General features: G+C 56.8%; 11 protein-coding genes. 5 read left to right on the forward strand and 6 right to left on the reverse strand.

What is annotated here, in order from left to right:
- The first annotated feature begins 120 nt into the window (after window positions 1-120).
- From J7395_RS04140 to J7395_RS04150, 3 genes are all read left to right on the forward strand, one after another.
- A complete protein-coding gene (locus tag J7395_RS04140) occupies window positions 121-1,329 on the forward strand; it encodes an aminotransferase class I/II-fold pyridoxal phosphate-dependent enzyme (RefSeq protein ID WP_209220614.1) in 1,209 nt (402 codons plus the stop codon).
- Between the two features lie 46 nt (window positions 1,330-1,375).
- Entirely contained in the window at window positions 1,376-3,856 is a 2,481-nt protein-coding gene (locus J7395_RS04145; RefSeq protein ID WP_097051701.1) for a DNA translocase FtsK, read from the forward strand.
- A 264-nt stretch (window positions 3,857-4,120) separates the two neighbouring features.
- Window positions 4,121-5,806 (forward strand): cache domain-containing protein, encoded by a 1,686-nt coding sequence (locus J7395_RS04150; RefSeq protein WP_062950476.1) that lies wholly within the window; start codon window positions 4,121-4,123, stop codon window positions 5,804-5,806.
- 84 nt (window positions 5,807-5,890) lie between these two features.
- Here J7395_RS04150 and trxA read toward each other — a convergent pair whose 3' ends face one another.
- The 6 genes from trxA to tsaE all read right to left on the reverse strand — a co-directional run bounded on the left by trxA (window position 5,891) and on the right by tsaE (window position 15,242).
- On the reverse strand, window positions 5,891-6,211 hold the full coding sequence (gene trxA, locus J7395_RS04155; RefSeq protein WP_007088718.1) for a thioredoxin TrxA: 321 nt from the start codon (window positions 6,209-6,211) through the stop codon (window positions 5,891-5,893).
- Window positions 6,212-6,315: 104 nt separating this feature from the next.
- Window positions 6,316-9,777 carry a double-strand break repair helicase AddA gene (addA, locus tag J7395_RS04160; RefSeq protein ID WP_209220615.1) on the reverse strand — a complete coding sequence of 1,154 codons (3,462 nt, stop codon included), beginning with the start codon at window positions 9,775-9,777 and terminating at the stop codon, window positions 6,316-6,318.
- A complete protein-coding gene (gene addB / locus J7395_RS04165) occupies window positions 9,774-12,908 on the reverse strand; it encodes a double-strand break repair protein AddB (protein WP_209220616.1) in 3,135 nt (1,044 codons plus the stop codon). Before addB ends, addA begins: the two co-directional genes overlap by 4 nt.
- Window positions 12,908-13,672, reverse strand: a complete 765-nt coding sequence (locus tag J7395_RS04170; RefSeq protein WP_209220617.1) for a nucleotidyltransferase family protein — start codon at window positions 13,670-13,672, stop codon at window positions 12,908-12,910. The genes addB and J7395_RS04170 overlap by 1 nt, the downstream gene beginning before the upstream one ends.
- A complete protein-coding gene (locus J7395_RS04175) occupies window positions 13,672-14,769 on the reverse strand; it encodes a phosphotransferase (protein WP_209220618.1) in 1,098 nt (365 codons plus the stop codon). Before J7395_RS04175 ends, J7395_RS04170 begins: the two co-directional genes overlap by 1 nt.
- Window positions 14,766-15,242, reverse strand: coding sequence for a tRNA (adenosine(37)-N6)-threonylcarbamoyltransferase complex ATPase subunit type 1 TsaE (gene tsaE / locus J7395_RS04180; protein WP_209220619.1), 477 nt, complete (start codon window positions 15,240-15,242; stop codon window positions 14,766-14,768). Before tsaE ends, J7395_RS04175 begins: the two co-directional genes overlap by 4 nt.
- Window positions 15,243-15,472: 230 nt before the next feature.
- Between tsaE and J7395_RS04185 the strand changes: the two genes are divergently transcribed.
- Both J7395_RS04185 and J7395_RS04190 read left to right on the forward strand, forming a co-directional pair.
- Complete coding sequence (locus tag J7395_RS04185) at window positions 15,473-16,495, forward strand: NAD(P)/FAD-dependent oxidoreductase (RefSeq protein ID WP_209220620.1); 1,023 nt, start codon at window positions 15,473-15,475, stop codon at window positions 16,493-16,495.
- Window positions 16,496-16,522: 27 nt separating this feature from the next.
- Window positions 16,523-16,936, forward strand: coding sequence for a GFA family protein (locus tag J7395_RS04190; protein WP_209220621.1), 414 nt, complete (start codon window positions 16,523-16,525; stop codon window positions 16,934-16,936).
- Window positions 16,937-16,956 lie beyond the last annotated feature (20 nt).

Consider the following 16,956-nt stretch of genomic DNA (forward strand, 5'->3'; position numbering starts at 1 on the left):
CGAACCCCTGCCCTTAAATCTTTCTTTGTATTTTTGGCATAGGGGTAAAGTCAGGGGAGATTGCCCACATTTTACGGACACCCGCATTTTGACGCCTGTTGATATGTGACGGATCCATTCATGACCGGAATACCGAACGCGATGTTTAACCAGCGCCTTGATCAGTTGCCTGCCTATCCGTTCCCACGGCTTGCCGCCCTGCTGGAGGGGATTGAACCCGGCAAGACGCCCTTGGTGATGTCGATTGGCGAGCCGCAGCACGAACCGCCCGCGATGATCACTGAGGCGATGGTGAAGTATGCAAGTCTCTGGCACAAATACCCGCCAGGAAACGGCACGCCCGAGCTGCGAAGCGCCATCAAGGGATGGCTTGACCGCCGTTACAGCCTGCCTGCGGACATGATTGATCGGGATGCTCATATCCTGCCGGTCGCGGGAACCCGCGAGGCCCTTTATCTGATTGCAACCTGTGTCATCCCGCAGGATCAGCCCGGCCCGAAGCCCAAGGTTCTTCTACCCAATCCGTTCTATCAGGTCTATTGCGGTGCCGCGGTACTTAATGACGCGGAAATGGTGCCGCTGGCAGCAGATCCGGAAACGGATTTCTTGCCTGACCTTGATCAGATCGATATCGAAACGATTAAAGCCTGCAGCCTGTTTTTCCTGTGTTCACCAGCCAATCCGCAAGGGTCTGTTGCATCACGGGACTATCTTGAACGTATCATCGCCATGGCACAGGAACATGATTTCGTTCTGGCGATGGATGAATGCTACGCCGATATCTATGATCGCGAAGCCCCGGTTGGTGCACTTGAAATCTGTGCAGCACAGGGCGGCCGGATGGATAATGTAGTTGTTTTCCACAGCCTGTCGAAACGGTCCAGCGCGCCGGGATTGCGTTCCGGTTTTGTCGCGGGCGACCCGGTGATCATCAAACGTTTCAATGCCTTGCGCAGTTATTGTTCGGCCACCGTTCCAATGCCGATCATGGCCGCATCCGCCGAACTTTGGGCCGATGATGCCCATGCATCGCAAAACCGCGATCTTTACCGCGCCAAGATTGATGTCGCGCAGGAAATCTTTGGCAACCGGTTTGGCTTCTATCGCCCGCCGGGGGGCTTTTTCCTGTGGCTTGATGTCGGTGATGATGAAGCCGCCACCCGCAAAATATGGGCAGAGGAAGGTGTGAAAGTCATTCCGGGCAGCTATCTGTCGATCACGGATGCAGATGGCAACAATCCCGGAAAACGCTTTATCCGCATTGCGCTTGTCCATGACCTTGAAACCACCCGCGAAGGGCTTCGACGTATTGCCGACGCGCTGAGCTGAACCACGATCCCTGACCAATAGCGACGAAACGACAACGGATACCCCGATGAGCAGTCAGTCCAACCTTCTCGCACGCAGCACCGCCTTCATGCCGGGCAGTCTTGTCAATCTGCTGAAACGAAGCGGGTTGCAAATCTGCGGGCTTGTCCTGGTTGGTGCGGCAGTTGCCGTTTTCATGATGCTGATCGGCTTCCATCCCGGTGACCCGTCCTTCAACCATGCAGCTGATCGCAATGTGATCTTTAACCCGCTTGGCACATTCGGGGCTTATACCGCCGATCTCTTGCTTCGTACGCTCGGTCTAGCATCTGCCCTGCTGACGGTTCTGCTCCTTGGCTGGGGCCTGCGGCTGATTGCGGTTCGTCCGTTTAACTGGATGTGGGCACGGTTTCTGGTTCTGCCGCTCGCCCTGTTGCTCGTCGCGACGGCGGCTGCGGCCATTCGTCCGGGCATGCATTGGCCGCTTACGGTCGGGTTTGGCGGTTTTGCCGGTGATCTGTTGCTTTCCAAGCTTCAATACGGGTTCGAAATAATTGGTGTGCCGGGTGCACGTCCGCTGATTGCGCTGATTTCAATGGTGCTCGGCCTGTTCCTGACCATGTTCTGCATGGCCTATCATATGTCTGAATGGCAAAAGGTTGGATCGATCCTGACGCGTATCGCTGGCGGTATTATTTCCGGAATTGGTCGTGCCATTCCCAGCAATTCAGCAGATGAACGCCCGGGCGAACGTACAGCCGCCCGTAATCCGCGCATGCGTCAGGAACCGTCACTTGATAAGGGGAAACCCGGCCTCGGTGCTGCGATCAGTACCCGCCTGCAAGCGGCAACATCGTCAAATAACAACAATGACGACGATGATTTCGATGATGATTACAATGAAGCGGACCATGCCCCGCCGGTTCATATCGTCGCCGCACCGGCAGCAAAATTGCAGCCCGGCGAAAAGGCATCGGCCCAGCGTCAGGCATCCTTTGATCTTGGATCAGATGATTACCGGTTCCCGCCGCTTAGCCTTCTGCATGAACCCGACCCTGCCGACGCGACGCAGATCGATCAGGAAGCATTGGCGCAAAATGCCCGCCTTCTGGAAACCGTTCTTCAGGACTTCGGCGTTAAGGGTGAGATCGTTCAGGTTCGCCCCGGCCCGGTCGTTACCCTTTATGAACTTGAACCGGCCGCAGGTGTTAAGTCATCACGCGTGATCGGTCTTGCCGATGATATCGCACGTTCCATGAGCGCGATTGCTGCCCGTGTGGCGGTTGTACCGGGACGCAATGTGATCGGTATCGAATTGCCGAATTCGCGCCGTGAAACCGTGCATCTGCATGAAATTCTGGCATCCAGCGATTTTGAAAAGAATACCGGCAAGCTTAATATGAGCCTTGGCAAGGATATCGGCGGTACGCCGGTGATTGCCGATCTGGCGAAAATGCCGCACCTGCTGATTGCCGGTACGACCGGTTCGGGTAAGTCGGTTGGTGTAAATGCGATGATCCTGTCGCTGCTTTATCGCCTGAAACCGGAAGAATGCCGCTTCATCATGATCGATCCGAAGATGCTGGAACTGTCGATTTACGATGGTATCCCGCATCTTCTGACGCCGGTTGTGACCGACCCGCACAAGGCGGTTGTCGCCCTTAAATGGGCGGTGCGCGAAATGGAAGACCGTTATCGCGCCATGAGCCAGGTCGGTGTGCGTAACATCGCGGGCTATAACAAACGCATCAAGGAAGCAGCCGCCAAGGGCGAACAGCTTACCCGCCGCGTCCAGACGGGCTTTGATCCGGAAACCGGCAAACCGATCTTTGAAGATCAGGAACTGCCGATGGAGCCGCTGCCGTTTATCGTGGTTATCGTCGACGAAATGGCCGACCTGATGCTGGTGGCGGGCAAGGATGTCGAGGCATCGATCCAGCGTCTGGCACAGATGGCACGTGCGGCGGGCCTGCACCTGATCATGGCAACCCAGCGTCCGTCGGTCGACGTGATCACCGGTACGATCAAGGCGAACTTCCCGACACGTATTTCCTATTCCGTTACCTCGAAAATCGATTCCCGGACCATTCTTGGTGAAATGGGTGCCGAACAGCTTCTGGGTCAGGGGGATATGCTGTATATGGGCCAAGGCGGCCGATTGCAGCGCGTCCATGGTCCGTTTGTATCGGACGAGGAAGTCGAAAGCATCGTTGCCCATCTGCGCGATCAGGGTGATCCGGCCTATCTTGAAACCGTTACCGAAGAACCGGAAGAAGATCCGGTCGCGGCCTATATGGCCGGTGGTGGCGGTTCAGATGGCGGCGGGAACGGATCGGATGATGACCTGTATAATCAGGCTGTCGGCATTGTCCTGCGTGAGAAAAAGGCATCCACCAGTTTCATCCAGCGCAAACTGTCGATCGGCTATAACCGTGCCGCCCGCATCATCGAACAGATGGAAGAAAACGGGATTGTTTCATCCGCCAACCATGTTGGCAAACGCGAAGTCCTGATGGAAAACATGGACGGATCACCTTACGAATACTGATCCGCCTGCAACCAAAAATATCATCGACAAATGAAAGAGGGATGCCATGTGCATCCCTCTTTCGTTTGCAGATTTCGTCGCAGTACTCATTTCACTGAGGATTCTTCATTTTACCACGGGTTTTTTGATTTCGATCAGGAACAAATGGCAAAGCTCTTTTTATAAAACCGCACATCTGCACAACCCTATGTTGCAGTTATGCTGGTCTGACAGCTTTTGCTGAATGCAGTTTCCCGCCGTTAACGTCCAAACACGGAGAACCCGATGAAACTCTCCAATTTCTCGCTTTCCGCCAAATTGCGGATGGTACTGGTAATGACGGCTTTTGCGCTGGGTGGTCTGGCGATCTTTGATCTTGTGACACTGCGATCTGCACTGGTCGAAGAAAAGAAAGCCAATGTCCGGCAAATCGTCGATATGACCCGTTCGACCTTTAGCCATTATGATCAGCTCGTCAAATCTGGCGAGATCACCCTTGAAGAAGCGCAAACCCGCGCGACAGAGTTCATTCAGAATGCCCGTTACGCCGGCAACAACTATGTGTTTGTACTGGGCCTTGATACCAAGGTTATCCTGCATCCGATCCAGCCAAAACTGAACGGTCAGAACGGCAAACAGGTGATTGACGTCAATGGTGTTCCGATCCTTGATGAAATGGTCAAGGCGGCCCGCAATCCCGAAGGCGGTTTCCTGACTTATGAGTGGAACAAACCGGGGCATGACGGGGTATTTCCCAAACTGGCCTATGCCGAAACATTCAAGCCGTGGGGCTGGGTGGTAACAACCGGCGTTTATATCGACGATGTTGACGGGATTTTCTGGCAGACCGCCATCAATGATATCGCGGTCGCGATTGCCATGCTGATCGTCATCGGAATGGCCGGACTTGCGATTGACAGATCGACAACCCGACCCTTGCGGACAATCACCGAGGCGCTTAACAAACTGGCACAGGGCGATACCAGTGTCACCACAGACGAAACAGATCGGCGTGATGAAATCGGTGCTCTGGCCCGGTCACTTGACGTTTTCAGATCAAACCGCGAACAGGCCGAAAAGCTTGAACGGGAACAGAAAGATACGCACAAGACCCAGATTGCCCGTGCGGAAAAGGTCGAAAAGCTGATTAAAAGCTTTGAGACCGAGGTTGAGGGGAACCTGTCGACGGTTCACAGCGCGCTGGAGCAATTACGCGCCACGGCCACAGGCATGGCCAGCCAGTCCGACGCAACCACCGGGCGGGCAGCCAATGTTGCGGCAGCAACCGAACAGGCAGCGGCCAATGTGGACACCGTTGCCGCCGCCGCAGAACAGCTTGCCGCGTCCATCGACGAAATCACATCGCAGGTTTCGCGGAGTTCGGACATCGCCCAATCAGGTGCAACCGAAGCCGACGAAGCCAGCACGATTTTTGCCGAACTGGGGACAGCATCCGACAAGATCGGCGAGGTGGTTGAACTTATTCAGTCAATTGCCGAACAGACAAACCTTCTGGCGCTTAACGCCACCATCGAGGCCGCACGTGCCGGTGATGCCGGCAAGGGCTTTGCGGTTGTCGCCGCCGAGGTCAAAAACCTTGCCAACCAGACCACACGCGCAACCGAAGATATCGCGGGCCAAATCGGTGGCATTCAGGAATCGACGCAGAATGCACTTGGCGCAATCAAGCATCTTTCCGGTCGCATGAAGGAATTGAACGAGGTCGCGGCCAGCATTTCCGCAGCCGTCCGCGAACAGGATGCCGCCACCGCCGAAATTGCCCGCAATGTCGCCGAAGCGGCAACCGGCACCAAGGACGTCGCGCAAAATGTTATCGGCCTGCGCGAGGCGGCCGAAGAAGAACGCGAGGCATCCGGTCAGGTTCTGGCGGCATCCGGCAGCCTGAACAACAAATCACAGAATCTGATGACTCAGATAAAGCAGTTCCTGAACGATATCAGGGCTGCGTGATTGTTAGCGCCAATCTGACAAAAAAGGCGGGCTGCATGACACAGCCCGCCTTTTGATGTTTTAAGATCGTCACCGATCAGATGATCAGATCGACTGATTGATCCAGTCAACCAGAGCGCTTTTCGGCAGCGCGCCAACTTTCATCGCTGCAACTTCGCCACCCTTGAAGATCATCAGGGTCGGGATACCGCGCACACCGTATTTCGCCGGGGTGTTCGGGTTTTCGTCGATGTTCACTTTGGCAATCTTGAGCTTGCCGCCCAGTTCGCCAGCAATTTCGTCCAGATACGGCGCGATCTGTTTACACGGGCCACACCATTCCGCCCAGAAATCGACGAGAACCGGGTCGTTGGAACCCAGAACGTCGGAATCGAACGAAGTATCGGATACTTTAATCGTGGTCATACTATCAGTTCCTGGTTGTTACGAGGCCAAGTGGGGTAAACCGCTCACCTCGATCCGCTGTATGGAGGCAAAGGTAGGCAGCACTGACGCAAACGTCAAGCGCGTTACAGTCTCATGATGTGTTCGGGCAGCTCTACCATCCATGGTCCGTTGGTCCAAAGGATGAAACAGCGAATGCGTTTGTCCGGATACATCTGGCTTAATGCGGCCCGGTAAATCGACATCTGCCGACGATAAGCACGTGGTGTCCCCTCGACATCGCGCGGGGGCGGACGATTTGTTTTAAAATCAACGATCATGACCTCGTTTTCGCGCACAACCAGACGGTCAATCTGTGCGGAAACGACGTCCCCGCCGACGATCCCGACCAGCGGCACCTCGGCCTTTGATCCGGCATCAAAAACAGGTGCGAATTCGGGATTCTCAAAAATCGCGATTGTTTCATTGGTGATTTCGCGCTGCTGGTCTGCATCAAGCGCATGAACCGGCTGGGCAAGGAACCGTTCGGCAGCCGCCCGCCTTTTGGCTTCAGGCAGGTCGGGCAACAATTCAAGCAGCTTGTGAATCAGAAGCCCGCGTTTGAAGCTTTGGCCCTGATCACCGCCCAATGGCGATTGCACAGACGGTTCTTCTTCCAGCGGGCGGCTGGGGGCCAATGGCCTGGGCGGGAAGGCCTCGATCGGGGCGATATCGCGAATCAGGGCCCGTTTGGGCAAATCTGCCGCACCGCTTGCGGTTTCGACCTTGTCGGCCCGGGGTGCTTCGCGCTGATCGGTTTCCCATACCCAGCCATCACCGGCCCAGCCGGACCCAGAAAAATCGGAAAAATCAAACGGCTCGGACCGGGCATAGCCCTCCATGGCCTGCTGGCACAGATTGTACCAGCAATGATCGGGTGCCTTGCGCTTGCCCTGCCAGCCGCAGATATAAAGCCGGTCTTCGGCGCGCGTCAGCGCCACATAAAGCAGGCGGTTATATTCCTGATCGCGCTTGATCGCGATACCATCACGCAGACGCGACACCACATCGGTTTCCAGTGCCACACGCGGCAGCCAATACATCAGGTCGCGATCTTCCTGCCAGAACAGGTTGGGCGCCTGTGTTGGTACCTGCATGGTATCGGGCAGGAATACGATGGGCGCCTGCAGGCCCTTGGCCCCATGCACCGTCATGATCCGGACCTCATCACGGCCGCTTTGTTCAAGGTCACGCTTGATTTCGGCGTCGCCTGCCATCAGCCAGTGCAGGAACCCCTGCAAGGTTGGCGCGTGATCGGCTTCGTATCCCATCGCGAGGTTAAGGAATTCGTCAATCGGGTCGTTTGCTTCGATCCCGAGCCGCCCGACCAGACGTGCGCGCACCCCGCGCGCATCATCACCGCGCCCACCCAGAAGTTCGGCAAACAGTTCGAACGGACGTTCGTAATCAACCCGCCCCAGCCATTTGAACAGAAATTCATAGGCCGCAAGGAAGGCCGGATCAGCATCGCCCGCACCGGCCTTTTCGCGCAAGGCAAGCCAAAGGGTGCGCGGACGGTTATGGGCAATCGCAAACAACTGATCATCGTCAAACCCGATCAGCGGGCTTTTGAGGACCTCGGCCAATGTCAGGTCATCTTCGGGCATCAAAAGGAATCGGCCAAAGGCGATCAGGTCCATCACCGCAAGCTGATCGGTGATCTGCATGCGGTCAACACCAGCGACAGGAACGTTTCGTTCCTTCAGCGCCTTGACGACCTCGTCGACAAAGGCGGTACGACGTCGCACCAGGATCATGAAATCACCCGCCCGCACTGGACGGTCACGCGATATCAGTTTCTCGTCCGTATCGATGGCATGGCGGATACGCCCGGCAATCACCCGCGCCAGCCTGATTTCCGGGTCTTCGAGGCGCACGATGCGGGTTGGCGGCGTCCATGGGTCTTCGGCATCACGTTCCTGCGGCTCGACTGCGGGCCACAATTCAATCCGCCCGGCCTGCCCGACGCGGAACGGGCTGTGGCTGACATCAGCGCCATCATCACCGACACCCTGCTTCGCTATCATCCCGGCAAAGACCCGGTCCACCGTACCCAAAACCGCATCGGTCGAACGGAAGGATATGTTCATCGGGACTTCGCGCCACTCGGCTTCGATTTCGCGTGCCCGTTCGCGGAAATAGGCCCGCATCTGGGTGAATTTTTCCGGATCGGCGCGCTGGAAGCTGTAAATCGATTGTTTCGCATCCCCAACGGCAAAGATTGTCCGTGGCTTTTCATCATGTTGCCCGGCACCGGCAAAGAATTCCTCGGCCAGAATGCGCACCACTTCCCATTGTTCGGGGTTGGTGTCCTGTGCCTCGTCAATCAGGATATGATCAAGACCTTCGTCGAGTTTGAACAACACCCACCCGGCAATCCCGGCCTGCTGTTGCAACAACCGCAAGCTGGTCAGGATCAGATCATCATAATCAAGGCGGGCATGCAGGGCCTTTTTCGCGGCATATCGATCCAGCATCGCATTTCCGATACTGATCAGGGCCGCCGTTGCCCCGGCCAGGGCTGCGGCCTTGCGCAAACGGTCGACTTCGATCAGGCGCGCACATTCGGCTTCCAGTGCATCGGCCCCCATCGGGTGATTTTCGGCGGCCTTTTTCGTGATCAGCTTGGCACGCGGTTCGCCTGCAGCGGTAAAGAAGACACCGCGATAATCTGAAAATACCGCAAGCCGATCCTCGATACCGGTTTTTTCAAGAAACTGGGCCAGTGCCGGAACACGGTCCTGATCTGTTTTGGTCCCGGCCTCCAACGCGGCCAAGCCGCGCATCAGGCCGTCGCGGTCAAACGCATCATCAGACAGGGCCTTGCGCAATACCGCGTCTTCGTCCTGTCCGACCGGAACACCAAGGGCCGCATAAACCGCATCGCGCATCCGGTTTGCACCGCCATGATGGGCCAGCATGCGTTTCAAACGGCCGCGTTCACGCGCCAATTCACCCATGACCTCGCCAAAGGCACCTTCGCGGACCTGTCCGGTCACGACCGACAGGGCATCCGCCAGATCGTCGTCCCGGCCATTTCGGGCAAAAGCCAGCACTTCTTCCTGCACATCGGCCATGGTTTCGGCCGCAGTCCGGTCATCCATGATTTCAAAATGCGGTGCCAGACCGGCCTCAAGCGGGAAGCGACGCAGCAATGACTGGCAAAAAGCATGGATCGTCTGGATTTTCATCCCGCCCGGCGCATCAAGGACCGATGCAAACAGGCGGCGCGCGCGACGCGTTTCATCGCCACTTGGCGCGGTGCCAGCCAGATTGAAAAGATCGTCATGAAGTTCACGATCTTCCATTGTGGCCCAATGACCCAGCCGTTCATTGACACGGTTGGCCATTTCCGCCGCCGCAGCCTTGGTAAAGGTCAGACACAGAATACGATGGGGTTCGGTCCCCGACAGCATCAGGCGCAACACCCGATCCGACAGAACCTTGGTCTTGCCCGCACCGGCCGATGCCGACACCCAGACCGACGCCATCGGGTCAGACGCATTGCGTTGCAGGATATTGGGATCGGTGCCGCGAATTTCGGTCATGCGTCACCATCCTTGTTCTCGTTACCGTCCGTCGTATCGACATCCTCGCTGCCCATCCATTCGCGGAGGCGCGCCAGATGGATGTAATCGGAATATTTTGGCGCATGATCAGGATGCGGCACACTGAGATAAGGCGTTTTTTCATCTGCGAAGGCCTTGGCCAGTACATTCACCCCGGCCACCGCATCACGCGCCAGTTCTGCCGGCGTGGTTTTCATGCGTTTGGTATCGATCTCGCGGATTTCGCCCGCCGGATCACCGCCGGACAGTTTCCAGAACGCCATCGAAGCCGGGGGACCCGCCGGGACATCCTTAAATCCGCCGTCCTGCGCAATGGCAGCTTCAAGCGGCAATTGCGGTGCGAAACCACTGGCAACATCGGTTTGGCTGGGCGGCATCCCGGTTTTGTAGTCAATGATCGCGATCCCGCCATCGCGCAGCACGTCAATCCGGTCCGCACGGGCATAGACTTCGAACCCTGTCGCGGTTTCAAGCGTCCCGGATTGTTCGGTATAGGATTTGCGCACATCATCACGGCGTGCGGCCTCCGTCTGGATGAACCAGCGGGCAATCCGTTCGAACCGTGGCCACCAGAACGCCCAAAGACCCGGACGGGCAGCAAGCGGCTTGAACACCTCGCGCCCGATCATGATCAATTGATGTTCGCCGTCAGGCGGCAGGTGATCGGGATATTTCGAAATAAACTGATCAAGGGCATCATGGATCAGATTGCCGTAATCCGCCGCACCGGGATCTTCGTCCACCCCGTCAAGTTTGCGCAAACCAAGGATATGCCGGGCATAGATCGCATACGGATCACGCATCCATGTTTCAATCTGGGTAACCGACAGCCGCTGTGGGCGGGCCGAAACCGGTGGTGTCGGAGCCGGACGGCCAATTTTGCGGCGCATGTCATCGCGCGGTTCATCGAGCAGATCGGCCATCGCACGCCACGCATGGGCGTCGGACTTTTCCATTGAAACGCCCGACTTCCGAAGAATGTTTTCAATCCGTAACAACCAGCGGGACGGCACGGTTGGCGTGCCTTCAACGCGCAGGGCCCGGGTCATCACAACGTCTGGCGCACAAAATAGCTGCTGAAAATCATGGGCCGACTGGCCAACGCGATGTTCTGGCGCTGGCAAGCCGAAATTGCGCCGCATCGGGCGGCTCATCCATGGATCGGCACCGGCTTCGGGGGGCCAGACACCTTCGTTCAATCCACCCAGAATGGTCAGATCGGCCTGCTGCATCTGGGCTTCGACCGTGCCCCAGATAAACAGGCGCGGATGTTTGCCAAACTTCGGACGCACGGCACGCTCTGCCATCAAGGCATCCAGAAAGGCCGCATACCGGATACCCGGCATGGGGACGAAATCGGTTAATGCCTGAAGCAGTTCATGGACAAAATCGGCAAGGGCCTCGCCCGCTTCGCCGCGCCATAGGCGCTCCGCCCCGTCCTGCACATCGCTTGCCGCCAGGGCCTCGGCAGTCTGAATATGACAGCGCAATGCACCAACCGGCGAGATCGATTTTTCATCCATCAGATCAAGCAGCGGCGCCAAACAGGTTTCAAACCGCGCGATCAGGTCGGAAAGCCGCGCATGGTCATCACGGATGCGTTCAATCCGCGGGGCCGCATTATCCGCACCAGACGCGGTGATACGCTCAATCGTCTCATCACGCCAGCCATCCAGCGCAACCTGCAACCCGTCCAAACCCGGACCGGGGCGTGCGCCACGCAAAACATATTGTTCCATCTGCCGGGTCAGGACACGGAACTGTTCGGGCGGTAACCCTGCCGCGCTGAGCGGATGTTTCAGAAGCTCCAGCAACGGGACCGGAGCAAACTGTTCCTGCACGGCGCGCACGACAAGGCGCAGATAAATCGCCGGTGCGGTGTCGTGCAAGGGGATACCGGCCGAATCATCAACCTCGACCTCCCAGCGGCGAAGTTCGGTTGCCACGCGCCTCGCCAATCCCCGGTCTGGTGTTACCAGTGCGCATGTCTTGCCCGGCACTTCAAGCGCGTCACGCATCAGAAGGGCAATGGTGGCGGCCTCCTCCCGGGCACCGGAACAATCGATACGCAGCACACCATCAAGCACATCGGATGCGAAATTGCCAACATGGCGCCACTGATCGGTGGTTTGCGCCGGGCGCAGGGCTTCGCGGGCCAAACGCCGACGTTCTTCCTGCCCAGGGCTCGCCGCAGGCACCGATGGCCAAAGCAGAACCGTCGCTGGATCACGCCCGATATGACGCAATGTCGTTCCCAAAAGATGCTGCGGGTGGGTGGCGTCCTCGCCAATCGCCTGCCAGTCGTCACGCCCCAAGCCCGTCATCAGACCCGGCAGGACCACACGACCATGCGGCATGTTCAAAACCGCACTCATCAGATCGCGCAATGCCGGAAACGGGCCGGTCGATCCGGCGACAATGATTGGTGTGGCCGGCGGGTTCTCCCGCCAAAGCGTGATCTGGGCGGCAATCAGGGCATTGCGGCGCATGGCCCGGTCACTGACCTGATAGGTTTCGAGAATGGCGGGCCAGTGCAAGGTGAGGATTTGCAGAAATTCCAGCGTCAATTGCCAATGTTCGGCAAATTCGGCAGGCACCAGTCCCTTAAGATCATCAAATTTGCAGTTTTCGGTCTGCACCTGATCAAGAAACCGCGCCAGTTCGCCCGCAAGACGGGCGGCCTGATCCGCGGTTGGTTTATCGCCCTTATGATCGGGCCGGTTCATGATCAGGCGGGTTAACAGCAGTTTCCGTTGCAGATCCGGAATGGATGGTGGCAGATCAAGGGCTGCCTGTTCGCCACCTGCACCGTAAATCGCCAGTTCGTCCTCGTCAGCCTCGCCCAATGCGCGGATGGTCGGCAGCATGGTCACCGCCCCATTCGACTGACGAAGGAACGCATCGCGCATCACCTTGGCCGAACGGCGATTGGGTACCATCAGGACATAGTCGGACAAGGCAACGGGCTGGCTGGCCGTTTCGGCAATCAGCTGTTTTGCAATCAGATCGGCAAAAGCAGCACCCGGCGGGATATAAAACAGGTTTTCCGGCTGTGCCGCCGGTGCGACAAAGGTATCGGCGGCGTCCATATAATCGAACAGATCCGCCATCAGCCGCCCCCGGCTTTGGCGGTTCTGGCGGCACTTTCGCGCGCCAATACATCTGCAATGACGATTTCGGCATCGGCCAATGCTTCTGGCGTGCCGATATGGAAATAGTCCCCGTCATGAACCAGACCAAAGCAACGCCCCGATGCCAATGCCTTGTCGTAAACCAGATTTGATGAAAACGCGCCATCAGGGGTATTTTCAAACAATCGCGGCGACAGGATCTGAACACCGGTAAAGAAATACGGGGCAGACACGGCATCGCCGCGACGCTTCAACCGACCATCGACCTGCCAGAAGAAATCACCCGCACCGTCATAACCAAACGCCCCTTCGACCGGATAGATCGCAAGCAACGCGTCCATATGATCGGGATCGAATGCCTCTGTCAGGCGATCAAAAAGCGGCTCCGCCCCTTCGGTCCAGAAGACATCCGCATTGGCAATCAGCACGGCCTGATCATCCAACATTGGCAGGGCCTTTTTCACCCCGCCGCCTGTTTCAAGCAGGTCTTCCTCGGGCGAACAAAGCACCCGCGGCAGGGTCCGGGTCGCGACGTGGTCTACAATCATCTGCCCCAGATAATGGCTGTTGACCACCGCCTGATCAAAGCCCGCCAAAGCCAGCTTATCCAGTACGTGATCAAGCATCGGCTTGCCCGCAACCGGCACCAGCGGCTTTGGCATATGATCGGTGATCGGACGCATGCGTTTGCCAAGCCCGGCAGCCAGAACCATTGCTTGCGCCTTTGCGTTCTTGTCCCTCATCAGGATGCCCCCTGTTCGGACGATTGCTGTCGGCTTAAAAGTGACGGAGCCATTCGTGCCTCGACCGGGATATGATGTGCAATCCATGCGGCCAGTTCCGGCAGATTGCGGTCTGCATCGCGCACGATCAATTCCCAGCAACGCGGGATGAAATCAAAATAGCGTCGTTTGCCTGCCTTGATCGCGAGCCAGCCGAACCGACCCAATATCCTGAAATTCCTTACCATATTGCAGGCCGCATAAGACATTTCGAAATCGGAACGATCAAGATTTTCAAAGGCGGCGCAATATCGGTCCTTCAGGCTGTTTTCAAGTTCGACCCCAATATCATGACGTACATCGCGCAAAAGCGACACCAGATCATAGGGCCGCGGGGCAATTGCCGCGTCCTGAAAATCAATGATGCCGCAATCCTCGCCGCCCTCGTCATTTTCAACCAGCATCAGATTATCAACGTGATAATCGCGGTGAATGATCACCTCGCCGGATTTCCAGCAGTTCGGCAACACGGCCTCAAGCATCGCATCAAATTCGCTGATGGCACGGCTGCGCTTTGCGACATCCGTCACGATCAGCGGCAGATAATCGTCCTTGAAGCTTTGCAGCATGCGCTTGAAATTGTCTGGTCCGTATCGGACCAGCCCGGAATCCGCACTTTCAAACCGGGTATCACAATATTGGTGCAGGGTGATGAGCTGATCCACCGCACGCAGATAAAGTGCCGGTTTGGAGGCCCCGCTCAGATCAAGCGCGCGGGTAAAGGTCAGATCGCCAAAATCCTCGATCAGGACAAGGCCAAGCGCAACATCGCTTGCATATATCGCGGGGATACGCCAACCGGCTTGCGACAGCAGTGATGTCGTTGCAATAACCGGCGTGACCGAAGCCGGACGTTCCGGGTTTTCATGAATACCGTGCGGGTCGACACTGATCGCGTCAGGCGGAAAATCCATCAGAAGGGCCGTCTGTCGCCCATTATCCAGACGATAATATTTTCGCGCCGATGCATCATCAACCAATGCGACGGGTTCAATATCAGCCCAGCCATTTTCGCGCAGAAACCTGGCGATGACATCCTGACGTCCCATCACGGTCATGATGCGACCCCGGGCAGATTTGTTATCCGTTTTTCCCAATCCTCGCCATACGGGACCAGTTGAAAAACGCGCGCATCTGGGTTTGATCCGGGTTCGATATGAATATCAAGCCGGTCTTGCGGCGTCAGATATTCCAACCGGTCAGGCCATTCAATCAAACTGACACCATCGGCAAAGGCGTCCTCGATATCAAGTTCGTGGACTTCTTCGGGATCGGAAAGCCGGTAAAGATCGAAATGCCAGACCGGGACCGGATCAAGTTCGTAAACCTGAACCAGTGTAAAGGTCGGGCTTGGGACTTCTTCATGCGGATTACCGGCAAGCGCGCGGATATAGGCGCGGCAAAACGCGCTTTTCCCCATCCCCAACGTCCCGTGCATCAGGATCACGTCACCGGCTTTTGCCAGGGCGGCAAGCTGTCCGGCAAGGGTTTCGGTACCTTTCTGATCACTGACAGTGACTGTCTTGCTCATGATATCCGTCGAATAATTGTGTTGTGATCCTAGTTGTAGGGTGATGGACCCACCCTTCGCAATGATTTTACATGCATCGTATAACGCAGGCAGCAGTTTGCCGGACAACCTGCAAGAAAGGGCGGTTTACGTTGCGATAAAGGGTCCCAAATGCTATCTCGCACATGTATAGATTGGATAAAGAATTACCGTCGCTTTTATCGACCTGATGTTATTTGGATGGAATGAACATGTCAGACGCGTCGCACAGCACCGATATTGCCATCATTGGCGCCGGCCCTGTCGGTCTTTTCGCCGTTTTCGAAGCCGGAATGCTTGGGCTTAAAACTCATGTCATCGACGCGCTTGATATGGTTGGCGGACAATGCAGCGCGCTTTATCCGGAAAAGCCGATTTTCGATATTCCGGCACATCCCCAGATCGCCGGTCAGGACCTGATTGATCAGCTTGCCAAACAGGCCGCCCCGTTCGAGCCGACCTATCATCTCGGTCAGCAGGTCACAAAGCTTGAAAAACGTGACGATGGCCGTTTCACGCTGGAAACATCCGTCGGCACCATCATTGACGCGGGTGCGGTTGTGATTGCGGCCGGTTGCGGTGCCTTTGGCCCGAACAAGCCCCCGATGGAAGGCCTTGAAGATTACGAAGGCAGCGGCGGCGTTCAGTATTACGTCAAACGCCGTGCCGATTTCGCGGGCAAAAAGGTTGTCATTGCCGGTGGTGGTGATTCGGCTGTGGATTGGGCGCTTTCCCTTCATGACATTGCCGAAAAGGTCATGGTTGTTCATCGTCGCCCGAAATTCCGTGCCGCCCCGGACAGCAGTGCCAAATTGCAGGCCCTGGCCGAAGCCGGAAAGATCGAGATGGTCATTCCCTATCAGCTGAAAAGCCTGAAAGGTGACAACGACAAGCTTTCCCATGTCGTCGTTGCGACACTCAAAGGCGAGGAACTTGCACTGGAAGCAGATCACCTGTTGCCGTTCTTTGGCCTTGCCATGGAACTTGGCCCGATTGCCGATTGGGGCCTTAACCTTGATCGCAACCATATTGGTGTCACACAGGCCACCATGGCAACTTCGGTTCCGGGCATCTTCGCGATTGGCGATATCGCGACCTATGACCACAAACTGAAACTGATCCTGTCAGGCTTTGCCGAAGGGGCCAGCGCCATCCATTCCGCGCGCAGCTACCTGTTCCCGGACAAGGAATTCCATTTCGAATATTCCACCACGACAGGCGTTCCGGCGGAATAAGCCCTGATCAAAAAGGAAAAGCGCACCATGCCCACCACCAGAACCACCGATCTTCATACCGGCGGCTGTCTGTGCGGCGCGGTGCGCTTTTCTGTTTCGGGCGAGCCGACGGGCGGCAATCACTGCCATTGCGGCATGTGCCGCAAGGATAGTGGCTCAGGCGTCTCAACCTTTGTCACCTTTGCGACCGCAACCCTGAAATGGGATGGCAAACCGGCCGAGTTTGAAAGTTCGCCCAACCGGTTTCGCGGCTTTTGTCCGAAATGCGGATCAAGCCTTACCTGGCGGCACGGCGACCATCCCGACTTCCTCGATTTCCGGCTTGGCAGCTTCGACGACCCGACGCCTTTCAAGGCGAAAAAGCATCTATGGATGAGCACAGCCCTGCCCAGCTTTGCGGGAATTGACCCCGATATCGAACATATCGATCAATCCAGCTGACCGGGCTGCGTTGTACTTTT

This window comes from Thalassospira sp. A3_1 (assembly GCF_017744215.1).
Classification (GTDB): Bacteria; Pseudomonadota; Alphaproteobacteria; order Rhodospirillales; family Thalassospiraceae; genus Thalassospira; species Thalassospira lucentensis_A.

Excerpts from the sequence above, each read along its gene's own strand:
- J7395_RS04190 (WP_209220621.1), top strand. The coding sequence starts at position 16,523 with ATGCCCACCACCAGAACCACCGATCTTCATACCGGCGGCTGTCTGTGC.
- addA (WP_209220615.1), bottom strand. The coding sequence starts at position 9,777 with ATGACCGAAATTCGCGGCACCGATCCCAATATCCTGCAACGCAATGCG.
- J7395_RS04150 (WP_062950476.1), top strand. The coding sequence starts at position 4,121 with ATGAAACTCTCCAATTTCTCGCTTTCCGCCAAATTGCGGATGGTACTG.
- J7395_RS04140 (WP_209220614.1), top strand. The coding sequence starts at position 121 with ATGACCGGAATACCGAACGCGATGTTTAACCAGCGCCTTGATCAGTTG.
- J7395_RS04185 (WP_209220620.1), top strand. The coding sequence starts at position 15,473 with ATGTCAGACGCGTCGCACAGCACCGATATTGCCATCATTGGCGCCGGC.
- J7395_RS04175 (WP_209220618.1), bottom strand. The coding sequence starts at position 14,769 with ATGACCGTGATGGGACGTCAGGATGTCATCGCCAGGTTTCTGCGCGAA.
- J7395_RS04145 (WP_097051701.1), top strand. The coding sequence starts at position 1,376 with ATGAGCAGTCAGTCCAACCTTCTCGCACGCAGCACCGCCTTCATGCCG.
- tsaE (WP_209220619.1), bottom strand. The coding sequence starts at position 15,242 with ATGAGCAAGACAGTCACTGTCAGTGATCAGAAAGGTACCGAAACCCTT.
- trxA (WP_007088718.1), bottom strand. The coding sequence starts at position 6,211 with ATGACCACGATTAAAGTATCCGATACTTCGTTCGATTCCGACGTTCTG.
- addB (WP_209220616.1), bottom strand. The coding sequence starts at position 12,908 with ATGGCGGATCTGTTCGATTATATGGACGCCGCCGATACCTTTGTCGCA.
- J7395_RS04170 (WP_209220617.1), bottom strand. The coding sequence starts at position 13,672 with ATGAGGGACAAGAACGCAAAGGCGCAAGCAATGGTTCTGGCTGCCGGG.